This window comes from Bradyrhizobium sp. 139 (genome assembly GCF_023074175.1).
In the GTDB taxonomy this organism is placed as follows: Bacteria; Pseudomonadota; Alphaproteobacteria; order Rhizobiales; family Xanthobacteraceae; genus Bradyrhizobium.
The window spans coordinates 1-15,542 of record NZ_JADPKS010000140.1; the positions used below are offsets into that span (position 1 = coordinate 1).

Below are 15,542 nucleotides of genomic sequence, written 5' to 3' on the forward strand. Positions count from 1 at the left end.
CCCCATCTTCTCCCCCCGCCCAGCCCTGGTCCGACCGGCTGCGGCACTCGACCATCATCCTGATCGCTGCGGCGCTGGCGCTGTCGGTGGTGGTCTCGCTCGGCGAATTGTCGGTGATGCGGGCGGCGACGGTGTTCCTCTGCATCGCGGCCGCGGCGCTGATCCCCTGGCGGCTGCACGACAACGCCGCCTCGCGCGACGACACCCGCCGCGTCAACCCGGTCGAGAGCGCGGCGGTGGCCGCGGTCGTCGCCGGCATGCCGGATCCGGCGGTGCTGCTCGACCGCGCCGGACGTGTCATCCATCTCAATGCCGCCGCCGCCCAGCTGGCGCCGGCGCTGCGCAGGAACGAGCTCGCCCAGTTCGCGCTGCGCTCGCCGGAGATCATCACGGCGCTGCGTGAATCGATCGCAACCACCGAACCGCGGCGCGCGACCTATCTCGATCACGTCCCGGTCGACCGCTGGATGGAGCTGACCATCACGCCGGTGCCGGTGCCGACCACTTTCGGTGGCGCCGACAAGTGCATGCTGATGACGTTCCACGACCAGACGCCGCTGCGCCGGGTCGAGGAGATGCGCGCCGACTTCGTCGCCAATGCCAGTCACGAGCTGCGCACGCCGCTCGCCGCGCTGTCGGGCTTCATCGACACGCTCCAGGGCCAGGCCAAGGACGATCCCAAGGCGCGCGAGCGCTTCCTGGGCATCATGCACAACCAGGCCACCCGAATGGCGCGCCTGATCGACGATCTGCTCTCGCTGTCGCGGGTCGAGCTGTCGGCCCATGTGCGGCCCGACACCCTGGTCGACCTGCTGCCGATCATCTTCCAGGTCGCCGACGGGCTCGAGCCGCTGGCGCGGGAACGCCAGGTCGAGGTCGAAACCCATCTGCCGGAAGCGCCGGTAATGATCGCGGGCGACCGCGAGGAATTGCTCCGCCTGTTCGAGAATTTGATCGAGAACGCGCTCAAATACGGGGCCTCGGGCGGTCGCGTCATCGTGTCGCTGACCTCCGGCGCGGCGCCTGATGGAGCTCAGGAAATCCGGGTCATGGTCCGCGATTTCGGCCCCGGCATCGCGCCCGAGCACCTGCCGCGGCTGACCGAGCGGTTCTACCGGGTCGATGTCGGCGACAGCCGTTCGCAGGGCGGGACGGGGCTCGGATTATCGCTGGTGAAACATATCCTTAACCGGCATCGCGGCCGGCTCTTGATCGAGAGCGTGCCCAAGCAGGGTGCCGCTTTCACGGCCTGTTTTCCCCAGGCGAAGACCGCGGCTTCGACCTGATATTCAAGCGATTTCAAGCGCTTGAATGTGTCATCCAGCTGTCACCAAACCTTCGTAAAAGCACAGCCGACCGCTCCTAAAGGGGGCGGCACGGGGAGCGCGATCGGGCGCGGATGGCGCTTCGCTCCCCTGGATGGAGACCACCATGAATTTCATCAAAACGATCGTCGCTGCTGGCTTTGTCGCCGCATCGACGTCGGCCTTCGCTGCCGATATCACGGGCGCCGGTGCGACCTTCCCGTTCCCGGTCTATTCGAAGTGGGCTGATGCCTACAAGAAGGAGACCGGCAACGGTCTGAACTACCAGTCGATCGGTTCCGGCGGCGGCATCAAGCAGATCCAGGCCAAGACCGTGACCTTCGGCGCCAGCGACGCGCCGCTCAAGGCCGAGCAGCTCGAGAAGGACGGTCTCGTCCAGTGGCCGATGGTGATGGGCGCCATCGTTCCCGTCGTCAACCTCGAGGGCGTGAAGCCCGGTGAGATGGTGTTCGACGGCGAGACGCTTGCCAGCGTCTATCTCGGCAAGATCACCAAGTGGGACGATCCGGCCATCAAGAAGCTCAATCCGAACGTGAGGCTGCCGTCCGAGGCGATCACCGTGGTCCGCCGCTCCGACGGTTCGGGCACCACCTTCAACTTCACCAACTACCTCGCCAAGGCCAGCGCCGACTGGAAGAGCAAGGTCGGTGAGGGCACCGCCGTCGAGTGGCCGGTCGGCGTCGGCGCCAAGGGCAACGAAGGCGTGTCGGGCAACATCAGCCAGACCAGGAACTCGATCGGCTACGTCGAATACGCCTATGCCAAGCAGAACAAGCTGACCTACACCGGCCTCGTCAACAAGGCCGGCAAACCGGTGCAGCCGACGGTCGAAGCCTTCCAAGCGGCCGCTTCCAACGCCGACTGGGCCAAGGCTCCGGGCTACTACGTCATCCTGACCGACCAGCCCGGCGAGAAGTCCTGGCCGATCACCGCGGCGACCTTCATCCTCATGCACAAGGATGCCACCGACAAGGCGGCCTCGCAGGAAGCCATCAAGTTCTTCCGCTGGGCCTTCAAGAGCGGCGGCAAGGCGGCTGAAGAGCTCGACTACATCCCGATGCCCGAGGGCGTCGTCCAGCTGATCGAGAAGACCTGGGCCGCCGACATCAAGAGCTAAAGCGCTCTTCGCGACGAGCATCGTGCAGCCGCAAGCGACTGCACGGTCAACCAGACGATTTCGGCCCCGGATCAGCACCGCGCTGAGCCCGGGGCGCGAGACCGGTGTCACAAGAACAAGTACAGTCAGTGCAGGGGATCGGCGTGGCAGAGATGGCCGTTCAGAGCGATGTAATCGACGACGCCGGACCGTATGATCGCGCCAAGGCCTTGAGCGCGTTCAAGCTCGGCGACGTCACCTTCTACTGGATCGCGCGGCTCTCCGCGATCTCGGTGCTGCTCATCCTCGGCGGCATCATCATTTCGCTGATCGTTGGTGCCTTCCCGGCGATGAAGGAATACGGCTTCTCCTTCCTGTGGACGCAGCGCTGGGCGCCATCGGCAGATCCTCCCGTGCTCGGCGCGCTCGGACCGATGTACGGCACGCTCGTCACCTCCTTCATCGCGATGCTGATCGCCATTCCCGTGGGTCTCGGCATTGCGATCTTCCTGACCGAGCTCTGCCCGCAATGGCTGCGCCGCCCGATCGGCATGGCGATCGAGCTGCTCGCCGGCATCCCCTCGATCATCTACGGCATGTGGGGCTTCTTCGTGCTGGGCCCGTTCCTGGCCAATACCTTCCAGCCCTTCATGATCAAGATCTTCGACGGCGTCCCCGTGCTGGGCGCCATCTTCGCGGGACCGCCGTCCTATCTCAGCCTGTTCAACGCCGCGCTGATCCTCGCGATCATGGTGCTGCCCTTCATCACCTCGATCTCGGTCGACGTGTTCAAGACGGTGCCGCCGGTGCTGAAGGAAGCCGCCTACGGCGTCGGCTGCACCACTTGGGAAGTCGTCCGCAGCGTGGTGATCCCCTACACCCGCGTCGGCATCATCGGCGGCGTCATGCTGGCGCTGGGCCGCGCGCTCGGCGAGACCATGGCGGTGACCTTCATCATCGGCAATTCGTTCCGCATCTCGTCCTCGATCTTCGCGCCGGGCACCACGATCTCCGCGGCGATCGCATCCGAGTTCGCGGAGAGCGACGGCCTGCACCAGTCCGGCCTGATCCTGCTCGGCCTCTTGCTGTTCGTGCTGACGTTTTTCGTGCTGGCGGGCGCGCGGCTGATGCTGATGCGGCTGGAAAAGAAGGCGGGGAACTAGCGCCATGAACCCGATCTATTCACGCCGCCGCCGCAAGGACTTTGTCATCCGCGGGCTCTGCATCGCCGCTGCCGCCTTCGGCGTCACCTGGCTTGCGCTGATCCTGGTTACGCTGCTCTACAACGGCCTTGCGGGCCTGAATGTTCAGCTGTTCACCGAGAACACGCCGCCGCCCGGCTCGACCGAAGGCGGTCTGCTCAATGCCATCGTTGGCTCGCTGATCATGACCGTGATCGGCGTCGGCATCGGGGCGCCGCTCGGCCTGTTCGCCGGCACCTATCTCGCCGAGTACGGCCGCAACGACAGATTGACCTCGGTGATCCGTTTCATCAACGACATCCTGCTCTCCGCGCCCTCGATCATCATCGGCCTGTTCATCTACGGCGCGGTGGTGGTGCCGATGCGCGGCTTCTCGGCCATCGCCGGCAGCCTCGCGCTCGCAGTCATCGTCATCCCGGTGGTGCTGCGTACGACCGAGGACATGCTGCTCCTGGTGCCGAGCGCGTTACGCGAGGCGGCCTCCGCCCTCGGCCTGCCGCGCTCGCTGGTGATCAAGCGCATCGCTTATCGCGCCGCCCGCTCCGGCCTCATCACCGGCGTGCTGCTCGCGACCGCCCGCGTCGCCGGCGAGACAGCGCCGCTGCTCTTCACCGCGCTGTCCAACCAGTTCTTCAGCCTCGGCCTGAACAAGACGATGGCCAACCTGCCGGTCACCATCAACAACTTCGTCCAGAGCCCCTACGCCTACTGGAAGCAGCTGGCCTGGAGCGGAGCGCTGCTCATCACCCTGACCGTTCTTGCCCTGAATATTGGCGCGCGCATACTTGGCGCCGAGAGGACCGCAAAATGAGTGATCTTTCCGTATCGATGAGTGCGTCCGGCGGACTGCCCCACGCGCCGGTGCTGCCCGAGGCGCCCGCCAAGGTGACCGTGCGCAACCTGAATTTCTATTATGGCGAGCATCACGCGCTGAAGAACATCAACCTGGCGCTCGGCGCCAACCGCGTCACGGCATTCATCGGCCCGTCGGGTTGCGGCAAGTCGACCCTGCTGCGCATCTTCAACCGGATGTACGACCTCTATCCGGGCCAGCGCGCCACCGGCCAGCTGATGCTCGACCAGACGAACGTCCTGGATCCCAGGCTGGACCTCAATCTGCTGCGCGCACGGGTCGGCATGGTGTTCCAGAAGCCGACGCCGTTTCCGATGACAATCTACGAGAACATTGCCTTCGGCATTCGTCTCTATGAGAAGATCTCGAAGTCCGAGATGGACGGCCGCGTCGAGAAGGCCCTGCGCGGCGGCGCGCTGTGGAATGAAGTCAAGGACAAGCTCAATGCGTCCGGCCTGTCGCTCTCCGGCGGTCAGCAGCAGCGCCTCTGCATCGCCCGGACGGTTGCGGTGCGGCCTGAAGTGATCTTGTTCGACGAGCCGTGCTCGGCGCTCGATCCGATCTCGACCGCCAAGATCGAGGAGCTGATCCAGGAGCTGTCCGAGAACTACACGATCGCGATCGTCACCCACAACATGCAGCAGGCGGCCCGCGTCTCCGACAAGACCGCCTTCATGTATCTCGGCGAGCTGATCGAGTTCGACGACACCAGCAAGATCTTCACGTCGCCGACCGACCGGCGCACGCAGGATTACATCACCGGCCGGTTCGGCTGAGGAGACGGGACATGGGTTCTGAACATACCGCAAAGGCCTTCGACACCGATCTCCAGGAGCTCACCCGGCTGGTCGCCGAGATGGGCGGGATTGCCGAGCGCATGATCGTCGATTCCGTCGACGCGCTGATCCGCCGCGACGTCGCGCTCGGTCAGCGCGTCGTCGCCATCGACACCGAGCTCGACGCGCTCCAGAAGAAGATCGAGGAGCGCGCCGTGCTCACCATCGCCCGCCGCCAGCCGATGGCGGTCGATCTGCGCGAGATCGTCGGCGCCATGCGCGTCGCGACCGACCTCGAGCGGATCGGCGACCTTGCCAAGAACATGGGCAAGCGCGTCGCGGCGCTGGAGACCGATTTCCATCCGCTCAAGCTGTTCCGCGGCCTGGAGCACATGACCGATCTGGTGCAGCAGCAGGTCAAGTCGGTGCTGGACGCCTATGCCGCACATGACCTGCCGGCGGCGATGGCGGTGTGGAAGGGCGACGAGGAGGTCGACGCCATCTGCACCTCGCTGTTCCGCGAGCTCCTCACCTATATGATGGAGGATCCGCGCAACATCTCGTTCTGTATCCACCTGATGTTCTGCGCCAAGAACATCGAGCGGATCGGCGACCACGCCACCAACGTCGCCGAGACCGTGTTCTACATGATCGAGGGACAGGCGATCACCGACAAGCGGCCGAAGGGCGACATGACGACCTTCGCGACGACGGTCCCGAACACCTGAAGAGTTAAGGAGCGACGACCCGATGGGCGCACGCATTATGGTGGTTGAAGACGAGGAAGCTCTCACCGAGCTGCTTCGTTACAACCTCGAAGGCGACGGCTATGACGTCGAGACGGTGATGCGCGGCGACGATGCCGACACCCGCCTCAAGGAGCACATCCCCGATCTGATCGTGCTCGACTGGATGCTGCCCGGGCTGTCCGGCATCGAGCTGTGTCGGCGGCTTCGCACCCGTCCCGAGACCAAGCAGCTCCCGATCATCATGCTCACCGCCCGCGGCGAGGAGAGCGAGCGGGTGCGCGGACTTGCGACCGGCGCCGACGACTACATCGTCAAGCCGTTCTCGGTGCCGGAGCTGCTGGCGCGCGTGAAGGGCCTCTTGCGGCGCGCAAGCCCGGAGCGGCTCGCCACCGTGCTCGCCTATGGCGACATCGAGCTCGATCGCGACAAGCGCCGCGTGGCGCGCTCGGGCCGGCCGATCGATCTAGGACCGACCGAATATCGCCTGCTGGAGTTCTTCCTGGAGCATCCCGGCCGCGTGTTCTCGCGCGAGCAACTGCTGGACAGCGTCTGGGGCCGCGACATCTATATCGACGAGCGCACCGTGGACGTGCATATCGGCCGCCTGCGCAAGCTGCTCAATCTCGGCCGCGAGCAGGACCCGATCCGCACGGTTCGCGGTGCCGGCTACGCGCTGGACGATCGCTTCGCGAAGGCGGAGCAGGCGTAAGATTTGGCGATTGAGTTTGGCTGCGGCTACGATCTCAGCCGTCGTCCCGGACAATCGCAGCTCCTGACGCGCGGCGTTGTCCAGAGCGGAGCACTGATCCGACCCATAACCACAGGAAGTGGTTTGGCGAAGATTTGAAGTTACCGCTTCGCGCGATAACTGCGTCCTGTGGTTATGGTCCCGGATCTGCGCTTACGCTTGTCCGGGACGACACCGAGTGAGTTGCGCCGTCGTCATGTGACAGCGCCATTCTTGCAAGCAGCGAAATCCGTTAGCTCACCGCGTCGGCTTTGGCGCCGCGCGCCTGCGATCCGCCGCGGGCTGATACGCCACGCGCGAGTGCTGCGCGCAATAGGGCAGGCCGGATAGCGCCCTGCCGCCGCAGAAGAAGAAGTCCGGGCTCGAGGGATCGCCGACCGGCCAGTGGCAGGTCGCTTCGTTGAGCTCCAGCAGCGACAACCGCTGGCTCATCGGCACCACGTTGTCGTAGGTGACCGGATCCGGCTCCGCCTCGACCTCGAAGGCCTGGGCGAGCGCAGTGTTGCCGCGCGCGATCGGCCGGGTCACCCGCATCATGTGCTGGGCGGGGCGCGCCTTGCGCGGCCGGGGCGCAGCGGATGAGGGGCTCTTGGCGCGGCCGGACAGGCCGAGCCGGTGCACCTTGCCGATCACCGCGTTGCGGGTCACATTGCCAAGCTCCGCCGCGATCTGGCTGGCCGAAAGTCCGGCCTCCCAGAGCTTTTTCAGCTGCTCGACGCGATCCTCCGACCAGGTCAAAACCGTCATTGCACCCTTTCCTTCGCTGCGCGCCTGCCATACTGGGGCCTCACAGCGAATGCCTAAGCCTTGAAAAACCCGTGCCGTCAGAATCCCTTAAGGCTCGCCGGGCGCACCAGATGCGCCCGAACGCTTACGCCGGTACATGAGGACTCTTGGGATCAGAACTGCCGCACGAGATGTCGTATCTGACAAACCAAACGCTACAATATGGCGTGACTCACGCGCAAGAGTCCGCCGACTCGCTTCCACATGTTCCGTGGCGAAAATTCGCAAAATCGCCACCGCAAGACTACGGATTCAGCGTTTCGCGAGGCTTTCCGGGCGGCATTGACACCCGTTTCACCAGGCCTAAGATAGTCGTGCGTGCCGCCCTTAAAAGGCGGCACGTTTCGTTTTCCGGGCCGGTCAATGGTGCGTCGCGCAATGCACGCTCAAACCGTCCGCAACATCAAGTGATCGTCATGACTAACAGCGCAGCGCCGCATTTGCTCCCCGTTTTCGCCAGGTCCGACCTCGGTTTCGAGCGCGGCGAAGGCTGCTGGCTGATCGGCACCAACGGCGAGCGTTATCTCGATTTCACCTCGGGTGTAGCGGTGAATGCGCTCGGCCATGCTCATCCTGCGTTGGTCAAGGCGTTGCAGGAGCAGGCCACCAAGCTATGGCACATGTCGAACCTGTTCCAGAGCCCGGACGGCGAGCGCCTTGCCGCGCGTCTGTGCAACGAGAGCTTCGCGGACTTCGTGTTCTTCTGCAATTCCGGCGCCGAAGCGCTGGAATGCGTCATCAAGATCGTGCGCCGCTATCACGCTGCGAAGGGCCATCCCGACCGCTATCGCATGATCACATTCGAGGGTGCATTCCACGGCCGCACGCTGGCAACGCTCGCCGCGACGGGCTCTGCAAAATATCTCGAAGGCTTTGGTCCGCCCATGGAAGGCTTCGACCAGATCGCGCATGGCGATCTCGACGCTGTCAAGAAGGCGATCGGTCCGCAGACCGCCGGCATCTTGATCGAGCCGATCCAGGGCGAGGGCGGTGTCCGTTCGGCGACACCCGCCTTCCTCAAGGCACTGCGCCAGCTCTGCGACGAGCGCGGCCTGCTGCTTGCGTTCGACGAGGTGCAGACCGGCATGGGCCGCACCGGCGATCTCTTCGCCCATCGCCGTCTCGGCGTCACGCCCGACGTGATGTCGCTGGCGAAAGCGCTCGGCGGCGGCTTTCCGATCGGCGCCTGCCTTGCGACCGCGGAAGCGGCCTCCGGTATGACGCCAGGCTCGCACGGCTCGACCTTCGGCGGCAATCCGCTGGCGATCTCGGCTGCGAACGCCGTGCTCGACGTCATGCTCAAGCCCGGCTTCTTCGATCACGTGCAGAAGATGTCGCTGCTGCTCAAGCAGAAACTCGCCTCCGTGATCGACCGTCATCCCGATGTCGTCAGCGAAGTGCGTGGCGAAGGCCTCCTGATCGGCATCAAGGCCGCGGTCCCCTCCGGCGATCTCGTCGCAGCATTGCGCAATGAAAAGCTGCTCACGGTCGCGGCCGGCGACAATGTCGTGCGTTTCCTGCCGCCCCTGATCGTCACCGAGGCCGAGATTGACGACAGCGTCGGGCGGCTCGAACGCGCCTGCACCGCGCTTTCCGGCACCAAGAGGGCGGCAAGCTGATGAGCAAGGCGCCAAAGCATTTTCTGGACATCAACGAGCTGCCGCTGTCGGAGCTCAAGCGCATGCTCGCTGCATCCTCTGCGATGAAGGCGAAGCAGAAGGCGCACCAGCCGGAGCGGCCGCTCGAAGGCAAGACGCTGGCGATGATCTTCGAGCGTCCTTCGACCCGCACCCGCGTCTCGTTCGACGTCGCCATGCGCCAGCTCGGCGGCGAGCCCATCATGCTCACCGGCGCGGAGATGCAGCTCGGCCGCGGCGAGACCATCGCCGACACCGCGCGCGTGCTGTCGCGCTATGTCGATGCCATCATGATCCGCATCCTCAATCACGAGGCCTTGCTGGAGCTTGCGGCAAACGCCACCGTGCCGGTCATCAACGGCCTGACGCGCCGTTCGCACCCTTGCCAGGTAATGGCCGACCTCATGACCTACGAAGAGCATCGCGGCTCGATCGAGGGCAGGACGGTGGCCTGGACCGGCGACGACAACAATGTGCTGGCGTCCTGGGCGCATGCGGCCGAGCGCTTCAAGTTCAAGCTTAATGTCGCAACGCCGCCCGAGCTCGCGCCGAAGAAAGCGATGCGCGACTTCATCAAGGCGACCGGCGCGTCGATCGTGCTCGGCACCGATCCCGAAGCCGCAGTGCACGGCGCCGACTGCGTCGTCACCGACACCTGGGTGTCGATGGGCGACAAGGAAGGCGAGCACCGCCACAACGTGCTCAAGCCCTATCAGGTCAATTCCAAGCTGATGTCGCTGGCCAGGCCCGATGCACTGTTCATGCACTGCCTGCCCGCCCATCGCGGCGAGGAGGTCACCGACGAGGTGATCGACGGCCCGCAATCGGTCGTGTTCGACGAGGCCGAAAACCGCCTGCACGCGCAGAAGGGCATCCTGGCCTGGTGCTTTGACGCGGTGAAGTAATCTCACTGGAATCCCGGCGGCCGCCTCACATGCGATCGTCGTCCCGGACAAGCGTAGCTTCTGGCAACGCGCAGCGTTGTCCAGAACGGAGCGCCGATCCGGGACCCATAACCACAGGAAGTCGTTTGGCGAGGATTCGGAGCTGTCATCTCGCGCTATAACGTAATCCTGTGGTTATGGGTTCCGGATCTGCGCTTGCGCTTGTCCGGGACGACACCGGGGTTGAGGTTGCTTCGTACAGTTCGACTTGCATCCGGAACACGTCGCCTCGCGTCCCCCCTTCCATTTCCGCCATCCGACCCCAGATAAAACGCCATGGTTTCCCAATCCCCTGACATGAAAACCGGGTCTGAAGGCCCGGTTCGCGCGCCATCAGCGGTTCCCATCGATGACGCCGTGCTGCCCTACGAGGTCGATGCGCTCGACGTGCGCGGGCGCCTGGTGCGGCTTGGTCCCGCGCTCGACGAGATTCTGACCAAGCACGACTATCCCGCGCCGGTCGGCAAGCTGCTGGGCGAGGCCATCGTGCTGACAACACTGCTCGGCTCGACGCTGAAGTTCGAGGGCCGCTTCATCCTCCAGGCCCAGACCGACGGTCCGGTGTCGTTCCTGGTCGTGGACTACCAGGCGCCGGATCGTCTGCGCGCCTATGCGCGCTACGACGCTGCGCGCCTCGGCGAGGCCAAGGATTCTGGTACGCATTCCGGCGCGCTGCTGGGTCACGGTCATCTCGCCATGACCATCGACCAGGGTCCTGACATGAGCCGCTACCAGGGTCTGGTTGCGCTCGACGGCGGCAGCCTGGAAGACGCCGCCCACGAATATTTCCTGCGCTCCGAGCAGATCCCGACTCGCGTGCGTCTGGCGGTCGGCGAGGAGTGGCGTTCGGGCGACGGCGGCAAGCATCGCTGGCGCGCCGGCGGCATGCTGATGCAGTTCTTGCCGAAGGCGCCCGAGCGCGCGCGGCAGGCCGATCTGCATCCCGGCGATGCGCCCGAGGGTGTCGAAGCGCATGCTGTCGCCGAGGACGACGCCTGGGTCGAGGCGCGTTCGCTGATCGAGACCGTCGAGGACGTCGAACTGATCGACCCCGAGCTCTCCGGCGAGCGGCTGCTGTTCCGCCTCTTCCACGAACGCGGCGTGCGCGTGTTCAATCCGCTGGTTCTGAAGGCACAATGCTCCTGCTCGCGCGATGCGGTGGCATCGATGCTGAAGAGTTTTTCGCCGGACGACCGCACCGCGATGGTCAAGGACGACAAGGTCGTCGTGACCTGCGAGTTCTGCTCGTCGGTGTATCAGTTCACGCCGGATGAGGCGGGTGTGGAGAACGCTTGAGGCGTTAGCCCGTAGCCGGTAGCCCGGATGGAGCGTAGCGCAATCCGAGGCCGTTCGCCCGGCGTGGGGCACTTTCCCGGATTGCGCTGCGCTTCATCGGGGTTACGCGACCGCGTCTGTGTCGCCCTTCTGTCAATCTCATTGCATGAAAATATTCTGCTTTAACGAAATTCGGAAACGACGTATGTGTCGCCCATCCCGGCTCACCAAGAGGGGCGATCTTGTGTCGTCACGTTTCGCGAGGCGGGTGCGGTGGACGCGGCAGCGTCGGGCGGAAGGCGTAGGATGGGTAGAGCACTTGCGAAACCCATCATGCTTCCGCGTGGATGAGACCTGATGGGTTTCGCTTCGCTCTACCCATCCTACGGCTCTCGCCCGGACGTAGCGCAGCGCTTCTCCTGGATACCAGAGTGGGCGCCGCGCTAATTCAACACTCGCTTGTTGTCCGGGCTGTCCAGCGAGAACGTCGGCACGTCGATCTCGAAGCGTTCGCCGCTTTCGCTGACCATCTGGTAGCGGCCGGTCATGAAGCCTGAGGCGGTGGCGAGCGGCACGCCGGAGGTGTATTCGAAGCGCTCGCCGGGGGCCAGGGTCGGCTGCTCGCCGACCACGCCCTCGCCCTTGACCTCCTGCTGGCGGCCGGTGGCGTCAGTGATGATCCAGTGCCGCGTCTTCAGCTGCACGGTCTCATCGCCGGAATTGGTAATGACGATGGTGTAGGACCAGAAATAGCGGGAGCGGTCGGGCGACGACTGCTCGGGAATAAAGTTCGGCTCGACGGTCACTTCGATCTGGTGGGTCACGGCGCGGTACATGGCCGTCATCATAACGAAAACCCGGCCGGGAACCAAACGCCGCAGGCGATTTTGGCGACATCGTGCCGCCAGAATTGCCGAGGAAGTAGACCCCATGTGATCCGGCCGCTTTGCGAGACAACGGCCGGACCTGTACACTCCTTGATACGTCGCGATTTGCGGAAGGGTTTCGCGCCCCGATGACCATTGCCGACCAAGTGACGGGATCGACGATCACGGGAACCACCAAACCTGTGGAGGCCAAGCCGCGCGCCGCCGCGCCGGCCATCACGCTGCCCGCCATCGGCGAGCGCGAGCTCCGGCTCGACCTGTTCCGCGGGCTCGCGCTGTGGCTGATCTTTGTCGACCATCTGCCGCCGAGCCTTTTGACCTGGTTCACGATCCGCAATTACGGCTTCAGCGACGCCACCGAGATCTTCATCTTCATTTCCGGCTATACCGCGGCCTTCGTCTACGGTCGTGCGATGCTGGAAAGCAGTTTCGTCGTCGCCACCGCGCGCATCCTGCGGCGCGTCTGGCAGATCTATGTCGCCCACGTCTTCCTGTTCACGATCTTCCTCGCCGAAATCTCCTACGTCGCGACCAGGTTCGAGAACCCGCTCTACACCGAAGAGATGGGCATCATGGATTTCCTCAAGCAACCCGATGTCACGATCGTGCAGGCGCTGCTGTTGCGCTTCCGTCCCGTCAACATGGACGTGCTGCCGCTCTATATCGTGCTGATGCTGGCGCTGCCTTTGATCTTGTGGCTGATGAAATGGCGGCCCGACGTGACGCTCGGCCTCTCGGTCGCGCTCTACGCCGTGACCTGGGAATACGACCTCTATCTGTCGGCCTATCCGAACGGCTTCTGGGCGTTCAATCCCTTCGCCTGGCAATTGCTTTTCGTGTTCGGTGCATGGTGTGCGCTTGGAGGCGCGCGACGCATGTCGCGCATCCTGGCGTCCCGCGTAACGATGTGGATATCGATCGCCTATCTGGTCGCGGCATTCTACGTGACGCTGACCTGGTATGTGCCGCAGCTCTCCCAATTCATGCCGAAGCGGCTCGAGCAGTGGATGTATCCGATCGACAAGGCCGATCTCGACGTGCTGCGCTTCACGCATTTCCTGGCGCTGGCCGCGCTCACCGTTCGCTTCCTGCCGCGGGACTGGCCGGGCCTGAAATCGCCCTGGCTGCGGCCGCTGATCCTCTGCGGCCAGCATTCCCTGGAGATCTTTTGTCTCGGCGTCTTTCTCGCCTTCGCCGGCCATTTCGTCTTGGCCGAAGTCTCCGGCGGCGCAGCCATGCATGCGCTGATTAGTCTCTCCGGAATTCTGATCATGTGGGGCGTGGCGTGGGTGATTTCGTGGTACAAGCGGGTGGCTGACAAGAGCGGTGCGAAAACCAAGAACGCTGTCGGCAACGCCGATCTGGCGGGAGGGGGCTGATGAAGGCGAAGGTTCTCCTGAGCCTGGTCCTGCTGTGCGGTAGCCTCGCCGCGCCCCTGGCGCGCGCGGGCGATGCTGCGCCGATTGCTCCGGCCGCGCCCCAAGCCTGCGAATTGCCATCCTATCTGCTCACCACTGAAAGCCAGCTTCCCAAGGTCGCCGATGCCATCAAGGCCGGCAAACCGCTCGAAATCCTGGTCATCGGCAGCCGCTCGACCACGATTCCGGCCTCCGAGGACAGCTCCTATCCGGCGCGGATGCAGGCCATCTTGAAGGACAGGCTGCTGCCGTCGGAGGCCGTGCACGTCTCCGTAGAAATACAGAGCAAGAAGACGGCCGAGGAGGCGGCCGCTACCTTCGGTAAGCTGATGGAAGCAAAAAAGCCTACTTTGGTCATCTGGCAGACCGGGACGGTGGATGCTATCCGAGCGATCGATCCCGACGATTTTCGCGGCGCCGTAACCGAAGGGATTGCTGCGTTGCAAAATGCGGGGGCTGACGTCGTCTTGATGAACTTGCAATACAGCCCTCGTACCGAAACCATGATCTCGGTGCCGCCCTATCTCGACAATATGCGGGTGGTGGCGCAGGAGCATGACATCCCGCTGTTCGACCGTTTCGCGATCATGCGGCAGTGGAATGATCAGGGTCAGTTCGACCTGTTCAGCCCGTCCCGCGGGCCAGAGCTGGCGAAACAGGTCCATGATTGCCTTGGCCGGGCGCTGGCACAGTTCGTGATCGACGCAGCCCATCTGGGGCCGGCCCAGCAGCAAAATTGAGGTCTAGCGTTAATGAGTTCTCTCCGCCCTTTTCGCCTGACGACATGGCTGGCTGCGCCCGCAGCGGCTCTGCTGTTGCTGACGCCAGTGTCCCTGGCACCAGTGCAGGCGCAGGCCACTCAGGCAACGCCCGCGCCGCAGGCCGCTAATCCGGCTTCCGCTTCGCCCTCCCAGACCACCGTCGCCGCGACGTCCCCCGAACAGCGCGGCATCACCGCGCGCGCCATCGACAAGGTGAAGCAGGTCGCGAAATCCGCCGGCGACATTTTCAGCCGCGTGCCGTGCCTCGCGCCGAAGGGCGGCTCGAAGGCGATGGGCTCGCTGCCGCATGTCGCGGGCAAGCTCGTCGCCGGCAAACCCGTCACGATCGTTGCATTCGGCTCGTCGTCGACGGCAGGCTTCGGCGCGAGCTCGCCCGATTTCAACTATCCGAACCGTCTCGCCGCTCAGCTCCGCCGGCAATATCCGACCGCCGATATCACCGTCGTCAACGCCGGCGTCGGCGGCGAGGACGCGCCCGAGATGATGAAGCGCCTCCAGAAGGAGGTGATCGACATTCATCCGGATCTCGTGATCTGGCAGGTCGGCACCAACGCCGTGCTGCGCAATCTCGATCCCGGCGACACCGCAAAACTGGTCGAGGACGGCATCTCCCGCATCCAGGCCGGCGGCGGCGCCGACATCGTGCTGGTCGATCCGCAATATTCGCCGGCCGTCAACCAGCGCGCCGAGAGCGCCGGCAAGATGGTGAAGCTGCTCGGCAAGGTCGCCGAGCTTCGTCACGTCGGCATCTTCCCGCGCTTCGAGGTGATGCGCGACTGGCATGAGAAGCAGGCGATCCCGGTCGAGAGTTTTGTGATCGCCGACGGCCTGCACATGAACGATTGGGGCTATGCGTGCTTCGCCCAGCTGCTCGGTGACGACATCATCCGCTCCGTCGGCCAGATCAAGCTAGGCGTCAACGTGCCCGCGGATGTGCGGGCGTACCGGCCGATGTGAGCTCCGCTGCCGTAGCAACCATTAAGTATGGCCCCCGATTTCCGCAAGCATGACGCCGCGCTTGCGGCCGTCAAGGCGTGGCCTGTCGGCAGCGGATGTGAGGGACG

General features: G+C 64.5%; 15 protein-coding genes. 13 read left to right on the forward strand and 2 right to left on the reverse strand.

What is annotated here, in order from left to right:
• The 7 genes from IVA80_RS30820 to phoB form a co-directional block, all read left to right on the forward strand.
• The coding region (locus IVA80_RS30820) for an ATP-binding protein (protein ID WP_247438545.1) at positions 1 to 1,286 on the forward strand (1,286 nt) is incomplete at its 5' end.
• A 145-nt stretch (positions 1,287 to 1,431) separates the two neighbouring features.
• The gene (gene pstS / locus IVA80_RS30825; RefSeq protein WP_247438547.1) at positions 1,432 to 2,442 is read left to right on the forward strand and encodes a phosphate ABC transporter substrate-binding protein PstS; all 1,011 of its coding nucleotides are present in this window, start codon (positions 1,432 to 1,434) and stop codon (positions 2,440 to 2,442) included.
• Between the two features lie 152 nt (positions 2,443 to 2,594).
• Positions 2,595 to 3,584 carry a phosphate ABC transporter permease subunit PstC gene (pstC, locus tag IVA80_RS30830; protein WP_247438563.1) on the forward strand — a complete coding sequence of 330 codons (990 nt, stop codon included), beginning with the start codon at positions 2,595 to 2,597 and terminating at the stop codon, positions 3,582 to 3,584.
• Between the two features lie 4 nt (positions 3,585 to 3,588).
• A complete protein-coding gene (gene pstA, locus IVA80_RS30835; protein WP_247438549.1) occupies positions 3,589 to 4,434 on the forward strand; it encodes a phosphate ABC transporter permease PstA in 846 nt (281 codons plus the stop codon).
• A complete protein-coding gene (gene pstB / locus IVA80_RS30840) occupies positions 4,431 to 5,252 on the forward strand; it encodes a phosphate ABC transporter ATP-binding protein PstB (protein ID WP_247438551.1) in 822 nt (273 codons plus the stop codon). Before pstA ends, pstB begins: the two co-directional genes overlap by 4 nt.
• Before the next feature lie 11 nt (positions 5,253 to 5,263).
• On the forward strand, positions 5,264 to 5,980 hold the full coding sequence (phoU, locus tag IVA80_RS30845) for a phosphate signaling complex protein PhoU (protein WP_247438553.1): 717 nt from the start codon (positions 5,264 to 5,266) through the stop codon (positions 5,978 to 5,980).
• 22 nt (positions 5,981 to 6,002) lie between these two features.
• Positions 6,003 to 6,710 carry a phosphate regulon transcriptional regulator PhoB gene (gene phoB / locus IVA80_RS30850; protein WP_014491300.1) on the forward strand — a complete coding sequence of 236 codons (708 nt, stop codon included), beginning with the start codon at positions 6,003 to 6,005 and terminating at the stop codon, positions 6,708 to 6,710.
• Positions 6,711 to 6,986: 276 nt separating this feature from the next.
• Here phoB and IVA80_RS30855 read toward each other — a convergent pair whose 3' ends face one another.
• Positions 6,987 to 7,496 carry a GcrA family cell cycle regulator gene (locus tag IVA80_RS30855; protein ID WP_247438555.1) on the reverse strand — a complete coding sequence of 170 codons (510 nt, stop codon included), beginning with the start codon at positions 7,494 to 7,496 and terminating at the stop codon, positions 6,987 to 6,989.
• A 455-nt stretch (positions 7,497 to 7,951) separates the two neighbouring features.
• On the opposite strand from IVA80_RS30855, the gene IVA80_RS30860 reads away from it, so the two are divergent.
• From IVA80_RS30860 to IVA80_RS30870, 3 genes are all read left to right on the forward strand, one after another.
• On the forward strand, positions 7,952 to 9,154 hold the full coding sequence (locus IVA80_RS30860) for an aspartate aminotransferase family protein (protein WP_247438556.1): 1,203 nt from the start codon (positions 7,952 to 7,954) through the stop codon (positions 9,152 to 9,154).
• On the forward strand, positions 9,154 to 10,077 hold the full coding sequence (argF, locus tag IVA80_RS30865) for an ornithine carbamoyltransferase (RefSeq protein WP_247438557.1): 924 nt from the start codon (positions 9,154 to 9,156) through the stop codon (positions 10,075 to 10,077). Before IVA80_RS30860 ends, argF begins: the two co-directional genes overlap by 1 nt.
• Positions 10,078 to 10,392: 315 nt before the next feature.
• Positions 10,393 to 11,412 (forward strand): Hsp33 family molecular chaperone, encoded by a 1,020-nt coding sequence (locus IVA80_RS30870; RefSeq protein ID WP_247438558.1) that lies wholly within the window; start codon positions 10,393 to 10,395, stop codon positions 11,410 to 11,412.
• Positions 11,413 to 11,834: 422 nt separating this feature from the next.
• On the opposite strand, the gene apaG is transcribed toward IVA80_RS30870, so the two are convergent.
• A complete protein-coding gene (apaG, locus tag IVA80_RS30875; protein WP_247438559.1) occupies positions 11,835 to 12,239 on the reverse strand; it encodes a Co2+/Mg2+ efflux protein ApaG in 405 nt (134 codons plus the stop codon).
• A 167-nt stretch (positions 12,240 to 12,406) separates the two neighbouring features.
• On the opposite strand from apaG, the gene IVA80_RS30880 reads away from it, so the two are divergent.
• Genes IVA80_RS30880 through IVA80_RS30890 form a run of 3 tightly spaced genes read left to right on the forward strand, consistent with a single transcriptional unit; the run spans position 12,407 to position 15,435 of the window.
• The gene (locus IVA80_RS30880) at positions 12,407 to 13,657 is read left to right on the forward strand and encodes an OpgC domain-containing protein (RefSeq protein ID WP_247438560.1); all 1,251 of its coding nucleotides are present in this window, start codon (positions 12,407 to 12,409) and stop codon (positions 13,655 to 13,657) included.
• The gene (locus tag IVA80_RS30885; RefSeq protein ID WP_247438561.1) at positions 13,657 to 14,436 is read left to right on the forward strand and encodes an SGNH/GDSL hydrolase family protein; all 780 of its coding nucleotides are present in this window, start codon (positions 13,657 to 13,659) and stop codon (positions 14,434 to 14,436) included. The genes IVA80_RS30880 and IVA80_RS30885 overlap by 1 nt, the downstream gene beginning before the upstream one ends.
• A gap of 12 nt (positions 14,437 to 14,448) precedes the next feature.
• Positions 14,449 to 15,435 carry an SGNH/GDSL hydrolase family protein gene (locus IVA80_RS30890; RefSeq protein ID WP_247438562.1) on the forward strand — a complete coding sequence of 329 codons (987 nt, stop codon included), beginning with the start codon at positions 14,449 to 14,451 and terminating at the stop codon, positions 15,433 to 15,435.
• The last annotated feature ends 107 nt before the right edge of the window (positions 15,436 to 15,542 follow it).